Source organism: Streptomyces sp. NPDC003943 (assembly GCF_053605265.1).
This window is the reverse complement of record NZ_JBSGIW010000043.1, coordinates 45,766-61,514: the sequence shown is the minus strand read 5'-3', so window position 1 is coordinate 61,514 and position 15,749 is coordinate 45,766. Positions and strand designations below refer to the sequence as shown.

The window sequence follows — 15,749 nt, the reverse complement described above, 5'->3', positions numbered from 1 at the left end:
GGCGGCGTCGGCCCGGAGGAGGGCGCGGGCGGCGCGGGCGGCGCGGAGGGCGCGGGCGGCGTCGAGGGCGCGCCCTGTCCGAACGTCCCGTCCGGGTTCATCCGCGGCGCGATCGCGGTCGCCGGCAGCGCACTCCCGCCCTTCATCAACGCGGTCGGCGCATCCGCCCCCACCGCCGGCGGCGGCGTGTCCTCGTCGTCCGCCCCCGACAACGGCGGCGCGAACACGGTCGCCGGCAACGGCACGGCGCCGTCCGCCCCGCCGGAACTGGCATTGGCATCGGCCCAGGGGCTCGGGGCGGGAGCGGCGGACGCGGGCGCGGCTGCGGACGGGGACGGGGACGGGGACGCTTCGGGCGCCCCGCCGGAGCCGGCCGCCGCGTCGGCCCACGGGGCCGGAGCGGGCGTGGCCGACGCGGGCGCAGGAGCAGCTGACGGCGCGGACTCAGGCGCAGGCGCGGGCACGGCGCCGAGCACGGCGGTCGGCGCGGAGGCGTCCGCCGGAGCGGCGAACGGCGAGGCAGGCGCCTCGTCGCCGGCCGGGCCGGAACTCCCCTTCGGCGCGGCCGCATCCGGCGCGGCGGCGAGCGGAGTGGCCTCCGGACCGGAGACCCCGGCCCCGGCCCCGGAGGAGCCGTTCACGGGCTCGACGCCCGGCACGGGGGCGCCACCCGGGGCGGAAGCCCCGGATCCGGCCGCCCCGGCGGACGCGGAAACGGCGAACGGGTCGGCCGGGGCCGGAGCCCCCGATCCCTCCGCACCGGCGGACGCGGACGGCACCGCGTCCGCGGGAGCAGCTTCCAAGGGCGCGCCCGACGGCACGCCGTCGGCCGGCGTACCCGCAGAGCCGGAACCCGAGTCGGCCGCCGGGACGGCGAACGGCGGTACGGAAGCCCCGCCGGCAGACGCGGACGGCACACCGTCGACCGGCGTGCCGACAGAGCCGGCGGAAGCCCCGTCGGAACCGGCCGCGCCGGACCCGAGGGACGACTCACCAGCGGCAGGCGCACCCGCGCCCCCGGCCGAACCGGACCCCGCCGACGCATCCGCCGAGGCGCCCTGCGCACCGGCCTCGGCGCCCACGGGCACACCCGCCGCACCAGAGACACCGGCACTCGCGCCCGCACCCCCAGCGGAACCGACACCGGCACCGGCACCGGCACCGGCATCCGCACCCGCACTGGCCAAGGCACCCGCACCGGCGCCCGCACTCAGCCCCGTCGACGCATCCGCGCCCGTCGTCTCCCCCGTCGCCTGCGACGCGTTCGACGCCACCGGCGGGAGGCCGATCTTGTCCGCGGCCTCCTGGAGCCACTCCGGAGGGCTCAGCAGGAAGGACGTCTGGTTGAGGTCGATACGGGGCGCGGCCTGGGCCGGAATCGAGGCGGCGGGCTCGGCGGCCGCGCCGTACTCCTCCTCGTAACGGCGGATGACCTCACCCACCGGCAGCCCCGGCCACAGCGTGGCCTCACCGCTGTCGCGGGCGATGACCAGACGGAGCCGGTCGCCGTCCGGCGTCCGCGTCTCCTCGCGGTCCTCGGCCCAGACGACGAAGCCGAGCCCGAACTCGCGTACCCGCACCTCACGGTGCAGATACGCCGGCACATCGCCGTTGATCCATTCCTCGGCGCGCTCCTGCGCCTGCGCGAAGGTCACCACAGCCAGTTCACTCCCCCACCGGGACAACGGGCACGGCGCGCGCGAAGCCGCCGTCCACCATCAGGTTCGCCACCGTCTCCAACTCCGGCGGATTTCCCGCGAGACGCTGCAGGAACGCGTCGAAGTCCGCACCACAGGGCAGCAGCAGACGCTCGACACGCTCGTTCACCGTCCAGCCGGCCGCCACCGCACCCGCGTCGCGCGCGTCGTCGTACGGAAGGAACCAGACGGAGCCGACCGCCTCGCCCCGCACCTTCACCGCGAGAATCCCGCCCTGCACGAAGGCCACACCCAGATAGTCCTTGGTGAGATGGTCGCGCAGACACTTGTTGACGTAGACGAGGTCGTTGATCCCCGCCTCCTCGCGCACCGTGAAGAACGGCTGGTCCACGAGGAGACCCAGCTCGGCGTCGAGCGCCGTACCGACCGGCGCGCAGCCGCCCGCCGCCTTGAGGAAGGAGCGGTACGCGCCGGGCAGGCGGTAGCCGAGGTCCTCCTCGACGCCCTGGACCTGCTGCTCCGACACCGACACGACCCGCTTCGGCAGACCGAAGTGCGCGGGGCGGGTCTCCTGCAGCGGCCGGGTACCGCGCTTCGCCTGGTCGACGCCCGCCGCCGTCGCGATGCCGCCGTGATGGCGCAGCAGGGCCTTCACCTCGACCGGGACCAGTTCGAGGCGGCGCGTCCCCACCACGTGGTGCCACGTCCAGCCGTGCGGCGTGGCGACCGCCGGGATCGTGTCCCACAGCTCGTGGCCGGTCGCGGCGAGCGCCGCGTTCGCCGACACGTAGTCCGTCAGGCGCAGTTCGTCGACGCCGAAACCCTCCGGCGGATCGGCGATCTCCGCCGCCGCCCGCGCGTACGGAGAGAAGTCCGGGTAGCCGCGCTCGTCCACCCGTACCCCTCGGGGATGACGGGAGGCCCGGACCGGATCCGGGAAGTGCACGAGCTGCCCGGCGTACGCCGCGTTCGGCGGCGCGGTGTCCTGGCCGAGCCGACCTGTCGTCATGGCGGTTGCCCCCTGAGTGGCTGCTGCTGCCCTGTGGCTTTGCTGGCTGGTCCGCACAGCCTATGCGGTGCCACAAGGGCACGACCCGGACCACCGCGGCCACCGCACGGACGGTGACCAACTGTCACGACGGCATGACAGAACCGCCATGGTTCCGACACGCCGATTGCACGTTTCCGCGCCCCAGCTTCCCCATCGGGCACGGCGTTTGGCAGGCTGTTCCCGCAACTCGGGGGATTGCAGGAGGGGAAGAACAGCACCATGCACGCAAGCGCAACACAGGCACCAATGCCCACTCAGGGTGACCCACGCCTCAGCTGGGGAAGCCGCGCCGACACCCGCCGCGCTCCCTTACTGCGACACCGCCGCGACGGCATCCTGCCCACCGTCGGCGCCGCCCTCTCCGTCCGCGGCGAGACCCTCACCTGCACCGCGGCCCGCGGCGACCTGGCGCCCGCGCTCCACCCGCTGGTGCAGGACTTCCTCGACACCCTCACCAGCGGCCAGCGCGAACGCTTCACCGGACGATGTCCCGAGGCGATCCTGCTCTCCCGGCACCTCACCGCCACCGACAACGCCCGCTCCAAGCGCGCCCAGCGCAAGCCGCTCACCCACGGCGAGGCCCGCCGCTCGCTCAAGCACGCCAAGCTCACCGCCCGCCGCATCCGCGAGGACGGCGACCCGCTGCACGGCAGCTACGCCGCGCCGTGCCGGTCCTGCACGGCGATGCTCGACCACTTCGGCGTGCTCACGGTCGACCCGACCACCCCTGCCGAAAACACCAAGCACACCGAGAACAGCTGACCCACGCCCATGACCGACCACAGCACCACCCGTTTCCCGGTCAACGTCGACGCCGCCCTCCGCGAGGCCGGCTGGCAGCCCGGCCGCTGGGACATCAAGCTCGCCGAGGAGTGGGCCGACGCCCTGCGCGCCCACGTCTCCCCCGGCGGACACCGGCACGCCGTCTTCCCGGCCATCGTCGAGGCGTGGGCGGAGTTCGGCGGCCTGCGGATCACCGCCCCCGGCCACGGCCGCCAGATAGCCCCGGCGACCGTACGCGTCGACCCGCTCGCCGGCCTCCACCTGGCCCGCACCCTCGGCGACCTCGGCCGCGCGCTCGACACCGAGCTGGCACCGCTGGGCGAGGAGGTCGAGGGCAGCGAACAGCGCGGCGTGCTCGCCATGGACGCCGAAGGGCGCGTCTACAGCATCGACCACACCGGGGACTGGTACCTCGGCGCGGACGTCGACACGGCCCTCGGCACACTGATCACAGGAACGCAGCCGACGCGGCTGGTGGCGGGGCCGTAGGCCACCGGGCAGGTTTCGCGACCGGCCGCACGGCGCCGAGGCGGTAGGGCCTCACGCGGGGGCCCGCCACCGGGGCGCCACGCCGAGGCCGTAGAGCCTTAGGCGCGGCCCGCCACCGGCGGCGCCGGAGCCGTAAGACCTACGCGGAGGCCGCCACCGGCAGCACCGCGCTCACCCGGAACCCGCCCGCGTCCGTCGGGCCCGACACGAAGACGCCGCCGAGCGCCGTCACCCGCTCCCGCATGCCCAGCAGACCGTTGCCGCCGCTCGGCAGGTGGGCGTCGGCCGCGGCGGCGTCCGACGGGCCGTTCTCCACCTGCATGGCGACCTCCGCCCCGCGATGCGCGAGACGCACGACGACCTCGGCGCCGGCCGCGTGCTTGTGGACGTTCGTCAGGGCCTCCTGGACCACGCGGTACGCCGTCTGCTCGACGTCCGCGCCATACGCGCGAGCCTCGCCCATCACCACGAAGTCCACGACCGCTCCGGCCAGCCGCGACTGCTCGACCAGATCCGGCAACGCGTCCAGACAGGGCCCGCCGTCCTGCGCGGCCGCCTCCGCCGCCGCGGCAGCGGCCCGGCCCACGGCCGCGAGCGGCGCCGCGACAGGGGCCGCCGCACCCACCGGCGCCTCCTCGCGCAGCACCCCCAACATCTCCCGCAACTCCGTCAACGCCTGCCGGCCCATGTCCCCGACCAGCGCCGCGTTCCGCACCGCCTTCTGCGGATCCTTCAACGCCACCGCCTGCAACGCCGCCGCGTGCACCACCATCAACGACACCCGGTGCGCCACCACGTCGTGCATCTCCCGCGCGATCCGCGTCCGCTCCTCCTGCCGCGCCCACTGCGCCCGCTGCTCCGCCCGGTCCGCGAGCAGCGACAGCTCCTGCTCCAGACTGTCCGCACGCTCCCGAAGCGACTCCATGAGCCGGCGCCGCGCACCTATGTAGAGACCGAACAGCAACGGCGGGGCGTTCAGCCCGAGGGTCATGAAGAGCGACACGACCGGCACGTACCAGCCGCTCGGATCGAAGTCGGGCGTCCCGGCGTCGGCCTGCGCCACCTCCGCGCGCATCCGCACCACGGTCACGACGTAGACGGCGACGGTCGACATCCCGGCGAGGGCCGCGGTGAAGCGACGGGGCACGTCGGAGGCGGCCAGCGAGTACAGGCCGACGATCCCCATCAGATAGCCCATCTCGGCGGGCGTGGTCGCGATCGAGACGAGCACGACGGTGATCGGCCACCGGCGCCGCACCAGCAGCACCGACCCGACCATCAGCCCGAACAGCACCCCCACGGGCACCGGCAACGACGCCTGCTGCGCGAACCCGACCCCTTCGAGCCCGCACTCCAGCGCGGACACCACCGCCAGCCCGACGTCGAGCACCACACTGCGCCGTCTCCCCCACCACCACCAGCTCCGCGGAACGTCCTGGTCTGCCCCCGTTGCGGTCATGCCACCCACCCTACGGGCGCGAGCCACCGATTTTCCCGCCTCTGACCGGCCGCGGGGTGGCGCCCGTCAACGCGCACGCACGCCCGTCCCTCGAACGCATGAATCGACCGGGTTTTCGACCCGGACGTCCGCATTCCGGACGACGGTGTCCGCATGACATCCAGCACGAGCAAGTACGCGGCCTTCGAGTCCCTGCGCGAGCAGGCGATCGCCTTACGCCGCGAGGGTCTCAGCCGCCGCCAGATCCGCGACCGCATCCACGTCGACAACAACGACCTCCTCAACCGGCTCCTCGAAGGCGAGCCCCCACCGGACTGGACCCGCCGGCCCAACGCCAAGGACGACCTCCGGGCGCGCGCCCGCGAGCTACGCCTGGAAGGCAAGACGTACGACCAGATCCAGGTCGAGCTGGGCTGCTCGAAGAGCTCGATCTCGTTGTGGGTACGGGACCTCCCCAAGCCGGAGCGCAAGCGCACCCGCGAGGAGGCGTCGGCGATCGCCCGCAAGGGCTGGGAGGCGACGCTGCGCGTCCGGGACGAAGAGCGGCGGCGGGCAAAGGAGGCCGCCGCGACCGCGGTGGGCGAGCTCTCGGAGCGCGAGCTCTTCCTGATCGGAGTGGCCCTGTACTGGGCCGAGGGAACGAAGGACAAGTCGTACGCGCGCCGGGAACGGGTCACGTTCGTCAACAGCGACCCCGGGATGATCGGGACCTTCCTCGCCTGGCTCGACCTGCTGGGCGTCGACCGGGAGCGACACACGTACCACGTCATGATCCACGAGAGCGCGGATGTCTCCGCCGCCGAGCGCTACTGGGCCGAGATCACCGGCGCCGCCCCTGACGGATTCGGGAAGACGACGCTCAAGCGCCACAACCCCAAGACCGCGCGGAAGAACGTCGAAGACGACTATCGAGGCTGCCTGGTCGTCAGGGTTCGTGGAAGCGCCGACCTGTACCGTCGCATCGAGGGGGCCTGGTGCGGCATAGTAGGGGCTGCCTCCGCGGCGGTCCGAGGAAATCGGACATAACGCCCATCCCGGGTCGTCTAAGGGCAAGACGTCAGATTTTGGTTCTGATCATGGGGGTTCGAGTCCTCCCCCGGGAGCACACATGCTCGGTTCGGGTCCCGACCTCCCAGGTCGGGGCCCTTCCTCATACCCCGCCCAGTACCCCCCGGTATCCTTCGGAAGTCCACCACCCGAAGCCGAAGGGCATTCCCGTGAGCGCCAACCGCCCGGCCGCCGTCGTCGTCCTCGCTGCGGGTGAGGGCACCCGCATGAAGTCCAAGACCCCCAAGGTGCTGCACGAGATCGCCGGGCGGTCGCTCGTCGGGCATGTCGTGGCCGCCGCGCGTGAGCTGGAGCCCGAGGACCTGGTCGTGGTCGTGGGGCATGCGCGGGAGCAGGTGACCGCACATCTCGACGCGCAGTACGCCGGGACGCGGACCGCCGTGCAGGAGCAGCAGAACGGGACCGGGCACGCGGTGCGGACCGCGCTCGGGGAGCTGGGGCGGGCGCCCGAGGGGACCGTGGTCGTGGTGTGCGGCGACACGCCGCTGCTGTCCGGGGAGACGCTGAAGGCGCTGGCGGCGACGCACGCGGCGGACGGCAACGCCGTCACCGTGCTGACCGCCGAGGTGCCGGACTCCACCGGCTACGGCCGGATCGTGCGGGACCCGGCGACGGGTGCCGTGACCGAGATCGTGGAGCACAAGGACGCCTCCGACGAGCAGCGGGCGATCAAGGAGATCAACTCCGGGGTGTTCGCGTTCGACGGGCAGCTGCTGGCGGACGCGCTCGGCAAGGTGCGGACGGACAACAGTCAGGGTGAGGAGTACCTGACGGACGTGCTGTCCATCCTTCGTGAGGCCGGGCACCGGGTGGGTGCCTCCGTCGCCGGGGATCACCGGGAGATCCTGGGGATCAACAACCGGGTGCAGCTGGCCGAGGCCCGTACCCTCCTGAACCGGCGCCTGCTGGAGCGCGCGATGCTCGCGGGTGTGACGGTGGTGGACCCGGCGTCGACGTTCGTCGACGTGACGGTGACCTTCGAGGCGGACGCGACCGTTCTGCCGAACACGATCCTGCTGGGCGCCACGCACATCGCGGAGGACGCGGTCGTGGGCCCGAACTCGCGTCTGAAGGACACCACGGTCGACAAGGGCGCCCGGGTGGACAACACGGTGGCGGACTCGGCGCGCGTCGGCGCGGGGGCGAGCGTCGGCCCGTTCGCGTACCTGCGTCCGGGGACGGACCTGGGCGCGAAGTCGAAGGCGGGTACGTACGTCGAGATGAAGAACGCGACGATCGGCGAGGGCACGAAGGTCCCCCATCTGTCGTACGTCGGTGACGCGACGATCGGCGAGTACACGAACATCGGTGCGGCGAGCGTCTTCGTCAACTACGACGGCGAGGCGAAGCACCACACCACGATCGGCTCCCACTGCCGGACCGGTTCGGACAACATGTTTGTGGCACCCATCACGATCGGGGACGGCGCGTACACCGCCGCCGGCTCCGTGATCACGAAGGATGTGCCGCCCGGTTCGCTGGCCGTCGCCCGTGGCCAGCAGCGGAATATCGAGGGTTGGGTGGCCCGCAAGCGGCCCGGCAGCGCCGCCGCGCAGGCCGCGCAGGCCGCATCCGAGATGTCCGTCGGCGAAAGCTGACCGGAAACGAGTACGCCGAACTCGGCGTACCGTGATACGTGCACACAAATTCGGCTGGCTCGCACACGCGCACGGGAGCGCGGGGAATCGCTGCCAGATAACCGTCGAGGAGACAGTGCTGTGACCGGGATCAAGACGACCGGCGAGAAGAAGCTGATGCTCTTCTCCGGCCGCGCCCACCCCGAGCTGGCCGAGGAGGTCGCGCACCAGCTGGGCGTCGGCATCGTGCCGACCAAGGCTTTCGACTTCGCCAATGGTGAGATCTACGTCCGCTTCCAGGAGTCGGCGCGTGGCGCGGACTGCTTCCTGATCCAGAGCCACACGGCTCCGATCAACAAGTGGATCATGGAGCAGCTGATCATGATCGATGCTCTGAAGCGGGCCTCGGCCCGGAGCATCACCGTGATCATTCCGTCCTACGGCTACGCCCGTCAGGACAAGAAGCACCGTGGTCGTGAGCCGATCTCGGCCCGTCTGGTCGCCGATCTGCTGAAGACGGCGGGTGCGGACCGGATTCTGACCGTGGACCTGCACACGGACCAGATCCAGGGCTTCTTCGACGGCCCGGTGGACCACCTGTCCGCCCTGCCGGTCCTCGCGGACTACGTGGGTGCCAAGGTCGACCGCGAGAAGCTGACGATCGTCTCCCCGGACGCCGGCCGCGTGCGCGTGGCGGACCGCTGGTGCGACCGTCTGGACGCGCCGCTGGCGATCGTCCACAAGCGCCGTGACAAGGACGTCGCCAACCAGGTGACCGTCCACGAGGTCGTCGGTGACGTGAAGGGCCGTGTGTGTGTCCTGGTGGACGACATGGTCGACACCGCGGGCACGATCTGCGCGGCCGCGGACGCGCTGTTCGCGCACGGTGCCGAGGACGTCATCGTGACGGCCACGCACGGCATCCTGTCCGGCCCGGCGGCGGACCGCCTGAAGAACTCCAAGGTCAGCGAGTTCGTGTTCACGGACACGCTGCCGGACCCGAGCTCGCTGGAGCTGGACAAGATCACGGTGCTGTCGATCGCGCCGACGATCGCGCGTGCGGTGCGTGAGGTGTTCGAGGACGGTTCGGTGACGAGCCTGTTCGAGGAGCACTGAGGCTTCCGGCAGATCCGGCTGATCCGGCTGATCCGGTAGTTCCTGCTGAAGGGCCCGTCTGTTCCGTACCTCGTACGGAGCAGGCGGGTCCTTCGCGTGCTCCGTCGGGCTCCCGAGTGGTCCCGGGATGTGCCCGGGGTGATCCATTTGGGCGCCGGAGCGGTGCGCCGCTAGACTGTCGTGGTTGCTCGGCGAGGGAGGCCGGATCTGTACAGATCCCGGCGGTCCGTTATCGACGCGCTCTTCGTAGCAGGCCCACGCCAGTCGGGCCGGGTGACAGTCGCATCCGTCACCGCACCACACGAGGAGTGCACATGTCCGAGGTGAAGCTCACCGCGTCCGTCCGCACCGAGTTCGGCAAGGGCGCCGCCCGCCAGCTCCGTCGCGCCGCCCAGGTTCCGGCCGTTCTCTACGGCCACGGCACGGACCCGGTCCACCTGGCCCTGCCGACCCACGACACCGTCATGGCGCTCCGCACCCCGAACGTCCTGCTGTCCCTGGACATCGAGGGCAAGGGCACCGAGCTGGCCATCCCGAAGGCCGCCCAGCGCGACCCGCTGAAGGGCTTCCTGGAGCACGTCGACCTGCTCCTGGTCAAGCGTGGCGAGAAGGTCACCGTCGAGGTTCCGGTCGTCGCCGAGGGCGAGCTGGCCGCCGGTGGCAACCTGCTCGAGCACGTCCTGAACACCGTCTCGGTCGAGGCCGAGGCCACCCACCTGCCCGAGGCCGTCACGGTCTCCGTCGAGGGCCTGGAGGCCGGTGCCTCCGTCCTGGCGCAGGACCTGGTTCTGCCGAAGGGTGTCACCCTGGTGACCGAGGCCGACGCCGTCGTCCTGCAGGTCCTGGCCGCGCAGGCCGAGGAGCCGGCCGCCGAGGGCGAGGCCGCCGAGGGCGCCGAGGCCTGAGCCGTAGGCTCTGCCTGACGTAGACGGGGTGACGGGCCACGGCCCGTCACCCCGTCTCTTTTTCGCATTCACGAGGAGACGAGACGCAGATGACGGACGACGCGAACGCCCCCTGGCTGATCGTCGGCCTCGGCAACCCGGGCCCGGAGTACGCGGGCAACCGGCACAACGTGGGCTTCATGGTGGTGGACCTGCTGGCCGAGCGGATCGGCGGCAGGTTCAAGCGGGCGCAGAAGGCGCAGGCGCAGGCGGTGGAGGGCCGGATGGGGCCGCCCGGGCCGGCGAACCGGCGGGTGGTGCTGGCCAAGCCGATGTCGTACATGAACCTCTCGGGCGGTCCGGTGACGGCGCTGCGTGACTTCTACAAGGTGCCGACGGCGCACATCGTGGCGATCCACGACGAGCTGGACATCGACTACGGGGTGCTGCGTCTGAAGATCGGCGGTGGCGACAACGGCCACAACGGGCTGAAGTCGATGACGAAGGCGATGGGTGCGGACTACCACCGGCTGCGGTTCGGGATCGGCCGGCCGCCGGGCCGGATGCAGGTGGCGGACTTCGTCCTGAAGGACTTCTCGTCGACCGAGCGCAAGGAGCTGGACTACTTCGTGGACCGGGCGGCGGACGCGGTGGAGTGCCTGGTGACGGAGGGCCTGGAGCGGGCGCAGTCCGCGTACAACGCGTAGGGCCCGTCGGGCGGTCCGTGGCCGGAACCTCCCCGGGAGTTGCCGCATCCTCCTGTCCGTAAGGGTGGAGAGCCTGTTGGGGGGACGGTTTCGATGGCACGGAGGACGGTCGCGGTCGTGGTCCTGGGCCTGGCGCTGCTGACGGGGGCGGTAGGGTGCGACGGCGGCCGGGAGAGCGCGGCGAACTGCGGGACGGCGGACCTGCGCTGGAAGACGACCCGTACGTCGGGCAACGGGCGGGACGCGCCGTCCGCCGTGCTCAGCGCCACGAACAGGGGTGCGGATCCCTGCGCCCTGGACGGGTATCCGGAGCTCGACGCGCACGTCGGGAAGGCGCAGGGCACGACGGCGAAGCCGAGGCCGGGGAAGGGCGCGCCGGACCGGGTGGTCCTGGAGCCGGGCGGTACGGCCGACTTCCCGCTGTTCTACGACCCGTACCCCAGTCAGGGGTACTGCTTCATGGACGGCTTCCTCGACCCGTCGCTGTACGTGACGCCGCCCCGTCCGGCGCGGGGGGACTACGGCACGTCGACGGAGCTGACCGACGCGAAGGGCCGTCGTCTGCCGGCCCAGATCTGCGGGGACGACATCCTGATCGGCCCGGCCCAGCCGCGGTAGGCGCCGCGCCTGGCGGGTTCGCGGTACGACTGTACGATCGCGGGTCATGACGCATGTCCGTAACGCAGCCGTGGCCCTCGTCGTCCTGTTCCTCGTCGTCGCGGGGGCGTGGTCGTCGTGGAACACGGCGCAGCACGTCCTGCTGTCCAAGGGGCGCGAGCACGGCACGTTGACGGTGACGGGCTGCAACGAGCAGACGTGCAGTGGGCGTTACGTGCCGGACGATCCGGCCGCGTCGAAGCACCGCGCGCTGTCCATCGCGCATTCGGTGGCGGCGGAGAAGGGCGAGACGCTGGCGGTGGTGGTGAAGCCGGGTACGGACGAGGCGGTCCGTGCGGGCTGGGGCGGCGGGCTGCACGCGTGGCTGCCGCTGGGCGGGGCGCTGCTGCTGGCGGCGCCGCTGGTCGGTGGCGGGATACGGATGGTGCGGACGGCGTGGTGGTTCGCGGGGGTGGGGGCGGCGGTGCTGCTGGCCGCGTTCTTCGCGCTCTGAGGGTTTCGGACGTGGTGGCGTGATTCCGCCGAATCGTTATCGCCCCTTGGGTAAGGGCGACTTGAGGTGACGGATAGGCTGCCCCTCGCCACCTCCCACGGCATTCCTCATCTCTCATCAGATGGACAGCAGCCATATGCGACGAACCCTCATACCCGCCGGCGCGCTTGTCGCGGCCATGGCGGGCTCTCTGATTCTGGCGCCGAGTGCCCTCGCGTCCGGCAACCCGGTGACGATTCCGCTGCACCAGAAGACTCCGATCAGCGCCGCGGATGCGAGCCACGACGGAGACTGCCCGACGATTCCTGCCGACAAGGACGGCTGGCACTTCGTCATCCCCGGCAACGGTGTGGACTTCACCAAGCTGACGGTGACCTTCGACAACGGTGCGCCGATCGTCATCACCGACTTCGGTCCGCCGAGCGACAAGCACGCCTACGTGGCCTCCGAGCCGGGCGCCAAGCTCACCTCGGCCGTCGCCGAGGTCACGGGCGAGGTCAAGCAGGGCTGGTTCAACCTCTCGCACACCTGCCCCGCGACGAGCACCCCGACGCCGTCGGGCACCCCGTCCGGCACGCCGTCCGGCACCCCGTCGGGCACCCCCTCGGGCACCCCGTCCGGCACTCCCTCGGGCACGCCGTCCGGTACCCCGAGCACCGGCACGCCCTCCGGCACGCCGAGCACCACGGCCCCGGGCTCCTCCGAGTCGCCCTCCGCCTCGGCCACCACGCCGGCCGGCACCACCAACGGCGGTTCGAACGGCGGCGACAACGGCGGCAAGGGTGACCTGGCCGAGACCGGTTCCAGCGCCCCCGTCGGCATCCTCGCCGGTGTCGCCGTGGCCCTCGCGGCCGCCGGTGCGTTCCTGGTGACGCGTCGCCGCAAGGCGCAGCAGCACTGACGTCACGCGTGAGCACATGACGGTGCCCCCACGGGAGTTCCCGTGGGGGCACCGTCATGTCGTACGGGCGGTCAGCCGGTGTTGCGCAGGCCGGCCGCCACGCCGTTCACGGTGAGCAGCAGCGCCCGCGCGAGCAGCGGGTCGGGCTCCTCGCCGCGGTCGGCGGCGGAGCGCTGGCGGGCCAGCAGGGCGACCTGGAGGTAGGAGATCGGGTCCAGGTAGGCGTCGCGGATGGCGAAGGTCTGCTGGAGGACCGGGTTGGAGTCGAGCAGTCGCTCGCCGCCGGTGACCTTGAGGACCTCGGCGACGGTGAGTTCGTGCTCGGCCTGGATGGTGTCGAAGACGTGCTTGAGTTCGTCGGGCACCAGCGTGTCGACGTAGTGGCCGGCGATCCGCAGGTCCGTCTTGGCCAGCGTCATCTCGACGTTGGAGAGGAAGTTGCGGAAGAAGCCCCACCGCTCGTACATCTCGCCGAGGACGGCGTCGAGGCCGGCCTCGCGCAGCGCCTTGAGGCCGGAGCCGACGCCGAACCAGCCGGGGACGATCTGGCGGGACTGGGTCCAGCCGAACACCCAGGGGATGGCGCGGAGTCCGTCGAGTCCGGCGCCGGAGTCGGGCCTCCTCGAAGGCCGGGAGCCGAGGTGCAGGTCGGCGAGCTGGTCGACCGGGGTGGAGGCGAAGAAGTACGCGGGCAGGTCGGGGTCCTCGACGAGGCGCCGGTACGCGGAGTGGGCGGCGTCGGAGACGGTGTCCATGGCCGCGTCCCAGCGGGCCAGGGCCTCGTCGGACTGGCGGGGCGCGGTGTGCAGGGCGGACGCCTGGAGGGTGGCGGCGACCGTCAGTTCGAGGTTCTCCCGGGCGAGCGACGGGATGAGGTACTTGTCGGAGATGACCTCGCCCTGCTCGGTCACCTTGATCTCGCCCTCCAGGGTGCCCCAGGGCTGGGCGAGGATGGCGTCGTGCGAGGGGCCGCCGCCGCGGCCGACGGTGCCGCCGCGGCCGTGGAAGAGGCGCAGGCGTACGCCGTGGCGGTGGGCGACGTCGCGCAGGCGCCGCTGCGCGCGGTGGATCTCCCACTGGCTGGTGGTGATGCCGCCGAACTTGGAGGAGTCGGAGTAGCCGAGCATGACCTCCTGGACGTCGCCGCGCAGGGAGACGAGGCGCCGGTAGGAGGGGTCGGCGAGCATGTCGTTGAGGATGACGTCGGCGGCCCTGAGCTCGTCGGTGGTCTCCAGGAGCGGCACGATGCCGATCTTGGCCCAGCCGGCGTGCAGGTCGATGAGGCCGGCCTCGCGGGCGAGGACGGTGGCGGCGAAGACGTCGTCGGCGCCCTGGCACATCGAGATGATGTAGGACTCGATGACCTCGGGGCCGAAGCGCTCGAAGGCTTCCTTGATGGTGTGGAAGACGCCGAGGGTCTTCTGGCCGGCGGCGTCGAGCGGTGCCGGGGTCGGGGCGAGCGGGCGGCGCGAGCGGAGTTCCTTGGCGAGCAGCTTCTGCCGGTATTCGCGCGGCATGTCGGCGTACCGCCAGGACTCCTCGCCGAGCCGGTCGAAGAGCTGGCCGAGGGCGTGGTGGTGGGCGTCGGCGTGCTCGCGGACGTCCATGGTGGCGAGCTGGAGGCCGAAGGCGGCCAGGGTGCGGATGACGCGGTCCATCCGGCCGTCGGCGAAGAGGCCGCCGCGGTGGGCGCGCAGCGAGGTCTGGACGAGGGTGAGGTCGCGGAGCAGCTCGGCGGTGCCGAGGTAGTCGCGGCCTTCCTGGTGGGGGGTGCCGGCCGCGAGGCGCTCGCGGGTGTTGAGGAGCTTCTGGCGGATGCAGGTGACCTTGAGCCGGTAGGGCTCCTCGGCGTTGAGGCGCTTGTAGCGGGGGCTGATCTCGGGCAGCCGCTCCAGGTCGGTGTTCAGCGAGTCGAGGAGTTCCTCGGTCGCTCCGGCGTAGCGGATGGAGTTGGAGAGGAGCCCGCGGAGGAAGTCGACGAGTTCGAGGGCGTCGGTGATGCCGTGCTCGTGCTGGAGGATCAGGACGTCCCAGGTGACCTGCGGGGTGACGTTGGGGTTGCCGTCGCGGTCGCCGCCGATCCAGGTGCCGAAGGTGAGCGGGCGGGTGCCGGCGGGCAGCTCGTAGCCGACGCGCTCCAGCTCGGCGGCGAGGTCCTCGAGGACGTCGCCGACGGCGTTGGCGTGCAGCTCGTCGAGGTAGTAGATGGCGTTGCGGGCCTCGTCGGCGGGCTCGGGCCGGACGACCCGGAGCTCGTCGGTCTGCCAGATCAGGTCGATGTTCTCGGCGAGCCGCAGGTCGTGGCGGCGCCTGTCGGCCTCGATGACCGGGGTCTCCAGGAGGGCGGCGATCCGGCGGAGCTTGTTGAGGACGGAGCGCCGGGCGGCCTCGGTCGGGTGGGCGGTGAAGACGGGCCGTACGTTGAGGTTCTTGATCGTCTCGCGTACGTGGGCCGGGTCGCCGTCCTTGAGCATGTCGGCGGTGCGGGCGAGCAGGCCGCCCTCGGCGGCGCGCTTCTCGCGCAGCTCGCGGCCGCGGTGGACCTGCTCGGTGACGTTCGCGAGATGGAAGTACGTGGAGAACGCGCGTACGAGCCGGGCGGCGGTGTCCAGCTCGACGCCGCGCAGCAGCTCGGCCGCGGCCTCGCCGTCCTCGCGGGTGAGGCGACGGACCTTCTCGACGAGCTCGAGGAGCTCGGGGCCCTCCTGGCGGACGAGCGTCTCGCCGAGGAGATCGCCCAGTCGGCGGATGTCGGAGCGCAGCTCGGCGCTGGCGTTGGAGGTCTGGTCGGCACTGCTCACAGGTGCGGCTCCTTGCAGTGTTTGAGCACGTCTGGAGGGGTACTGGAGGCTTGCGGACCGCGCTGTCCGACGCACACAGGATAGGTGTCCGGGTTCGCGGCGCGGGCCACGCCCCGGCTTTGGCGCTCTTGCCGGGAGCCGAGG

General features: G+C 72.0%; 13 protein-coding genes, 1 tRNA gene and 1 pseudogene. 11 read left to right on the top strand and 4 right to left on the bottom strand.

Translation table 11 applies throughout. The features are described from left to right. A pseudogene (locus ACWEV0_RS19345) lies at positions 1 to 1,655 on the bottom strand (SUKH-4 family immunity protein); the annotation flags it as partial. Positions 1,656 to 1,665: 10 nt separating this feature from the next. Then, positions 1,666 to 2,667, bottom strand: coding sequence for an SMI1/KNR4 family protein (locus ACWEV0_RS19340; RefSeq protein WP_453150522.1), 1,002 nt, complete (start codon positions 2,665 to 2,667; stop codon positions 1,666 to 1,668). 288 nt (positions 2,668 to 2,955) lie between these two features. On the opposite strand from ACWEV0_RS19340, the gene ACWEV0_RS19335 reads away from it, so the two are divergent. Continuing rightward, positions 2,956 to 3,471 (top strand): YwqJ-related putative deaminase, encoded by a 516-nt coding sequence (locus ACWEV0_RS19335; protein WP_453150521.1) that lies wholly within the window; start codon positions 2,956 to 2,958, stop codon positions 3,469 to 3,471. A gap of 9 nt (positions 3,472 to 3,480) precedes the next feature. Then, complete coding sequence (locus ACWEV0_RS19330) at positions 3,481 to 3,981, top strand: SUKH-3 domain-containing protein (RefSeq protein ID WP_453150519.1); 501 nt, start codon at positions 3,481 to 3,483, stop codon at positions 3,979 to 3,981. Positions 3,982 to 4,120: 139 nt separating this feature from the next. Here ACWEV0_RS19330 and ACWEV0_RS19325 read toward each other — a convergent pair whose 3' ends face one another. Continuing rightward, on the bottom strand, positions 4,121 to 5,440 hold the full coding sequence (locus tag ACWEV0_RS19325; protein ID WP_453150517.1) for a sensor histidine kinase: 1,320 nt from the start codon (positions 5,438 to 5,440) through the stop codon (positions 4,121 to 4,123). A 153-nt stretch (positions 5,441 to 5,593) separates the two neighbouring features. On the opposite strand from ACWEV0_RS19325, the gene ACWEV0_RS19320 reads away from it, so the two are divergent. From ACWEV0_RS19320 to ACWEV0_RS19280, 9 genes are all read left to right on the top strand, one after another. Next, positions 5,594 to 6,466: a hypothetical protein gene (locus tag ACWEV0_RS19320; protein ID WP_453150516.1), complete on the top strand. Its 873-nt coding sequence runs from the start codon at positions 5,594 to 5,596 to the stop codon at positions 6,464 to 6,466. A 6-nt stretch (positions 6,467 to 6,472) separates the two neighbouring features. Next, positions 6,473 to 6,543: transfer RNA gene (locus tag ACWEV0_RS19315), tRNA-Gln, on the top strand. Positions 6,544 to 6,657: 114 nt separating this feature from the next. Next, positions 6,658 to 8,106, top strand: coding sequence for a bifunctional UDP-N-acetylglucosamine diphosphorylase/glucosamine-1-phosphate N-acetyltransferase GlmU (glmU, locus tag ACWEV0_RS19310; RefSeq protein WP_453150514.1), 1,449 nt, complete (start codon positions 6,658 to 6,660; stop codon positions 8,104 to 8,106). Positions 8,107 to 8,226: 120 nt separating this feature from the next. Continuing rightward, positions 8,227 to 9,201 (top strand): ribose-phosphate diphosphokinase, encoded by a 975-nt coding sequence (locus ACWEV0_RS19305; protein WP_365761115.1) that lies wholly within the window; start codon positions 8,227 to 8,229, stop codon positions 9,199 to 9,201. Positions 9,202 to 9,515: 314 nt separating this feature from the next. Beyond that, on the top strand, positions 9,516 to 10,106 hold the full coding sequence (locus ACWEV0_RS19300; protein WP_453150512.1) for a 50S ribosomal protein L25/general stress protein Ctc: 591 nt from the start codon (positions 9,516 to 9,518) through the stop codon (positions 10,104 to 10,106). Positions 10,107 to 10,195: 89 nt separating this feature from the next. After that, positions 10,196 to 10,792 (top strand): aminoacyl-tRNA hydrolase, encoded by a 597-nt coding sequence (pth, locus tag ACWEV0_RS19295; protein ID WP_453150511.1) that lies wholly within the window; start codon positions 10,196 to 10,198, stop codon positions 10,790 to 10,792. A gap of 93 nt (positions 10,793 to 10,885) precedes the next feature. Next, positions 10,886 to 11,410: a DUF4232 domain-containing protein gene (locus ACWEV0_RS19290; protein WP_453150509.1), complete on the top strand. Its 525-nt coding sequence runs from the start codon at positions 10,886 to 10,888 to the stop codon at positions 11,408 to 11,410. Between the two features lie 46 nt (positions 11,411 to 11,456). Further along, positions 11,457 to 11,903, top strand: coding sequence for a hypothetical protein (locus ACWEV0_RS19285; RefSeq protein WP_453150507.1), 447 nt, complete (start codon positions 11,457 to 11,459; stop codon positions 11,901 to 11,903). A gap of 178 nt (positions 11,904 to 12,081) precedes the next feature. Then, complete coding sequence (locus tag ACWEV0_RS19280; RefSeq protein ID WP_453150506.1) at positions 12,082 to 12,804, top strand: LPXTG cell wall anchor domain-containing protein; 723 nt, start codon at positions 12,082 to 12,084, stop codon at positions 12,802 to 12,804. 71 nt (positions 12,805 to 12,875) lie between these two features. On the opposite strand, the gene ppc is transcribed toward ACWEV0_RS19280, so the two are convergent. Next, the gene (gene ppc / locus ACWEV0_RS19275) at positions 12,876 to 15,605 is read right to left on the bottom strand and encodes a phosphoenolpyruvate carboxylase (RefSeq protein ID WP_453150504.1); all 2,730 of its coding nucleotides are present in this window, start codon (positions 15,603 to 15,605) and stop codon (positions 12,876 to 12,878) included. Between the last annotated feature and the right edge of the window lie 144 nt (positions 15,606 to 15,749).

Coding starts and splice junctions, on each gene's coding strand:
- ACWEV0_RS19340 (WP_453150522.1), bottom strand. CDS start 2,667: ATGACGACAGGTCGGCTCGGCCAGGACACCGCGCCGCCGAACGCGGCG.
- ACWEV0_RS19335 (WP_453150521.1), top strand. CDS start 2,956: ATGCCCACTCAGGGTGACCCACGCCTCAGCTGGGGAAGCCGCGCCGAC.
- ACWEV0_RS19330 (WP_453150519.1), top strand. CDS start 3,481: ATGACCGACCACAGCACCACCCGTTTCCCGGTCAACGTCGACGCCGCC.
- ACWEV0_RS19325 (WP_453150517.1), bottom strand. CDS start 5,440: ATGACCGCAACGGGGGCAGACCAGGACGTTCCGCGGAGCTGGTGGTGG.
- ACWEV0_RS19320 (WP_453150516.1), top strand. CDS start 5,594: ATGACATCCAGCACGAGCAAGTACGCGGCCTTCGAGTCCCTGCGCGAG.
- ACWEV0_RS19300 (WP_453150512.1), top strand. CDS start 9,516: ATGTCCGAGGTGAAGCTCACCGCGTCCGTCCGCACCGAGTTCGGCAAG.
- pth (WP_453150511.1), top strand. CDS start 10,196: ATGACGGACGACGCGAACGCCCCCTGGCTGATCGTCGGCCTCGGCAAC.
- ACWEV0_RS19290 (WP_453150509.1), top strand. CDS start 10,886: ATGGCACGGAGGACGGTCGCGGTCGTGGTCCTGGGCCTGGCGCTGCTG.
- ACWEV0_RS19285 (WP_453150507.1), top strand. CDS start 11,457: ATGACGCATGTCCGTAACGCAGCCGTGGCCCTCGTCGTCCTGTTCCTC.
- ACWEV0_RS19280 (WP_453150506.1), top strand. CDS start 12,082: ATGGCGGGCTCTCTGATTCTGGCGCCGAGTGCCCTCGCGTCCGGCAAC.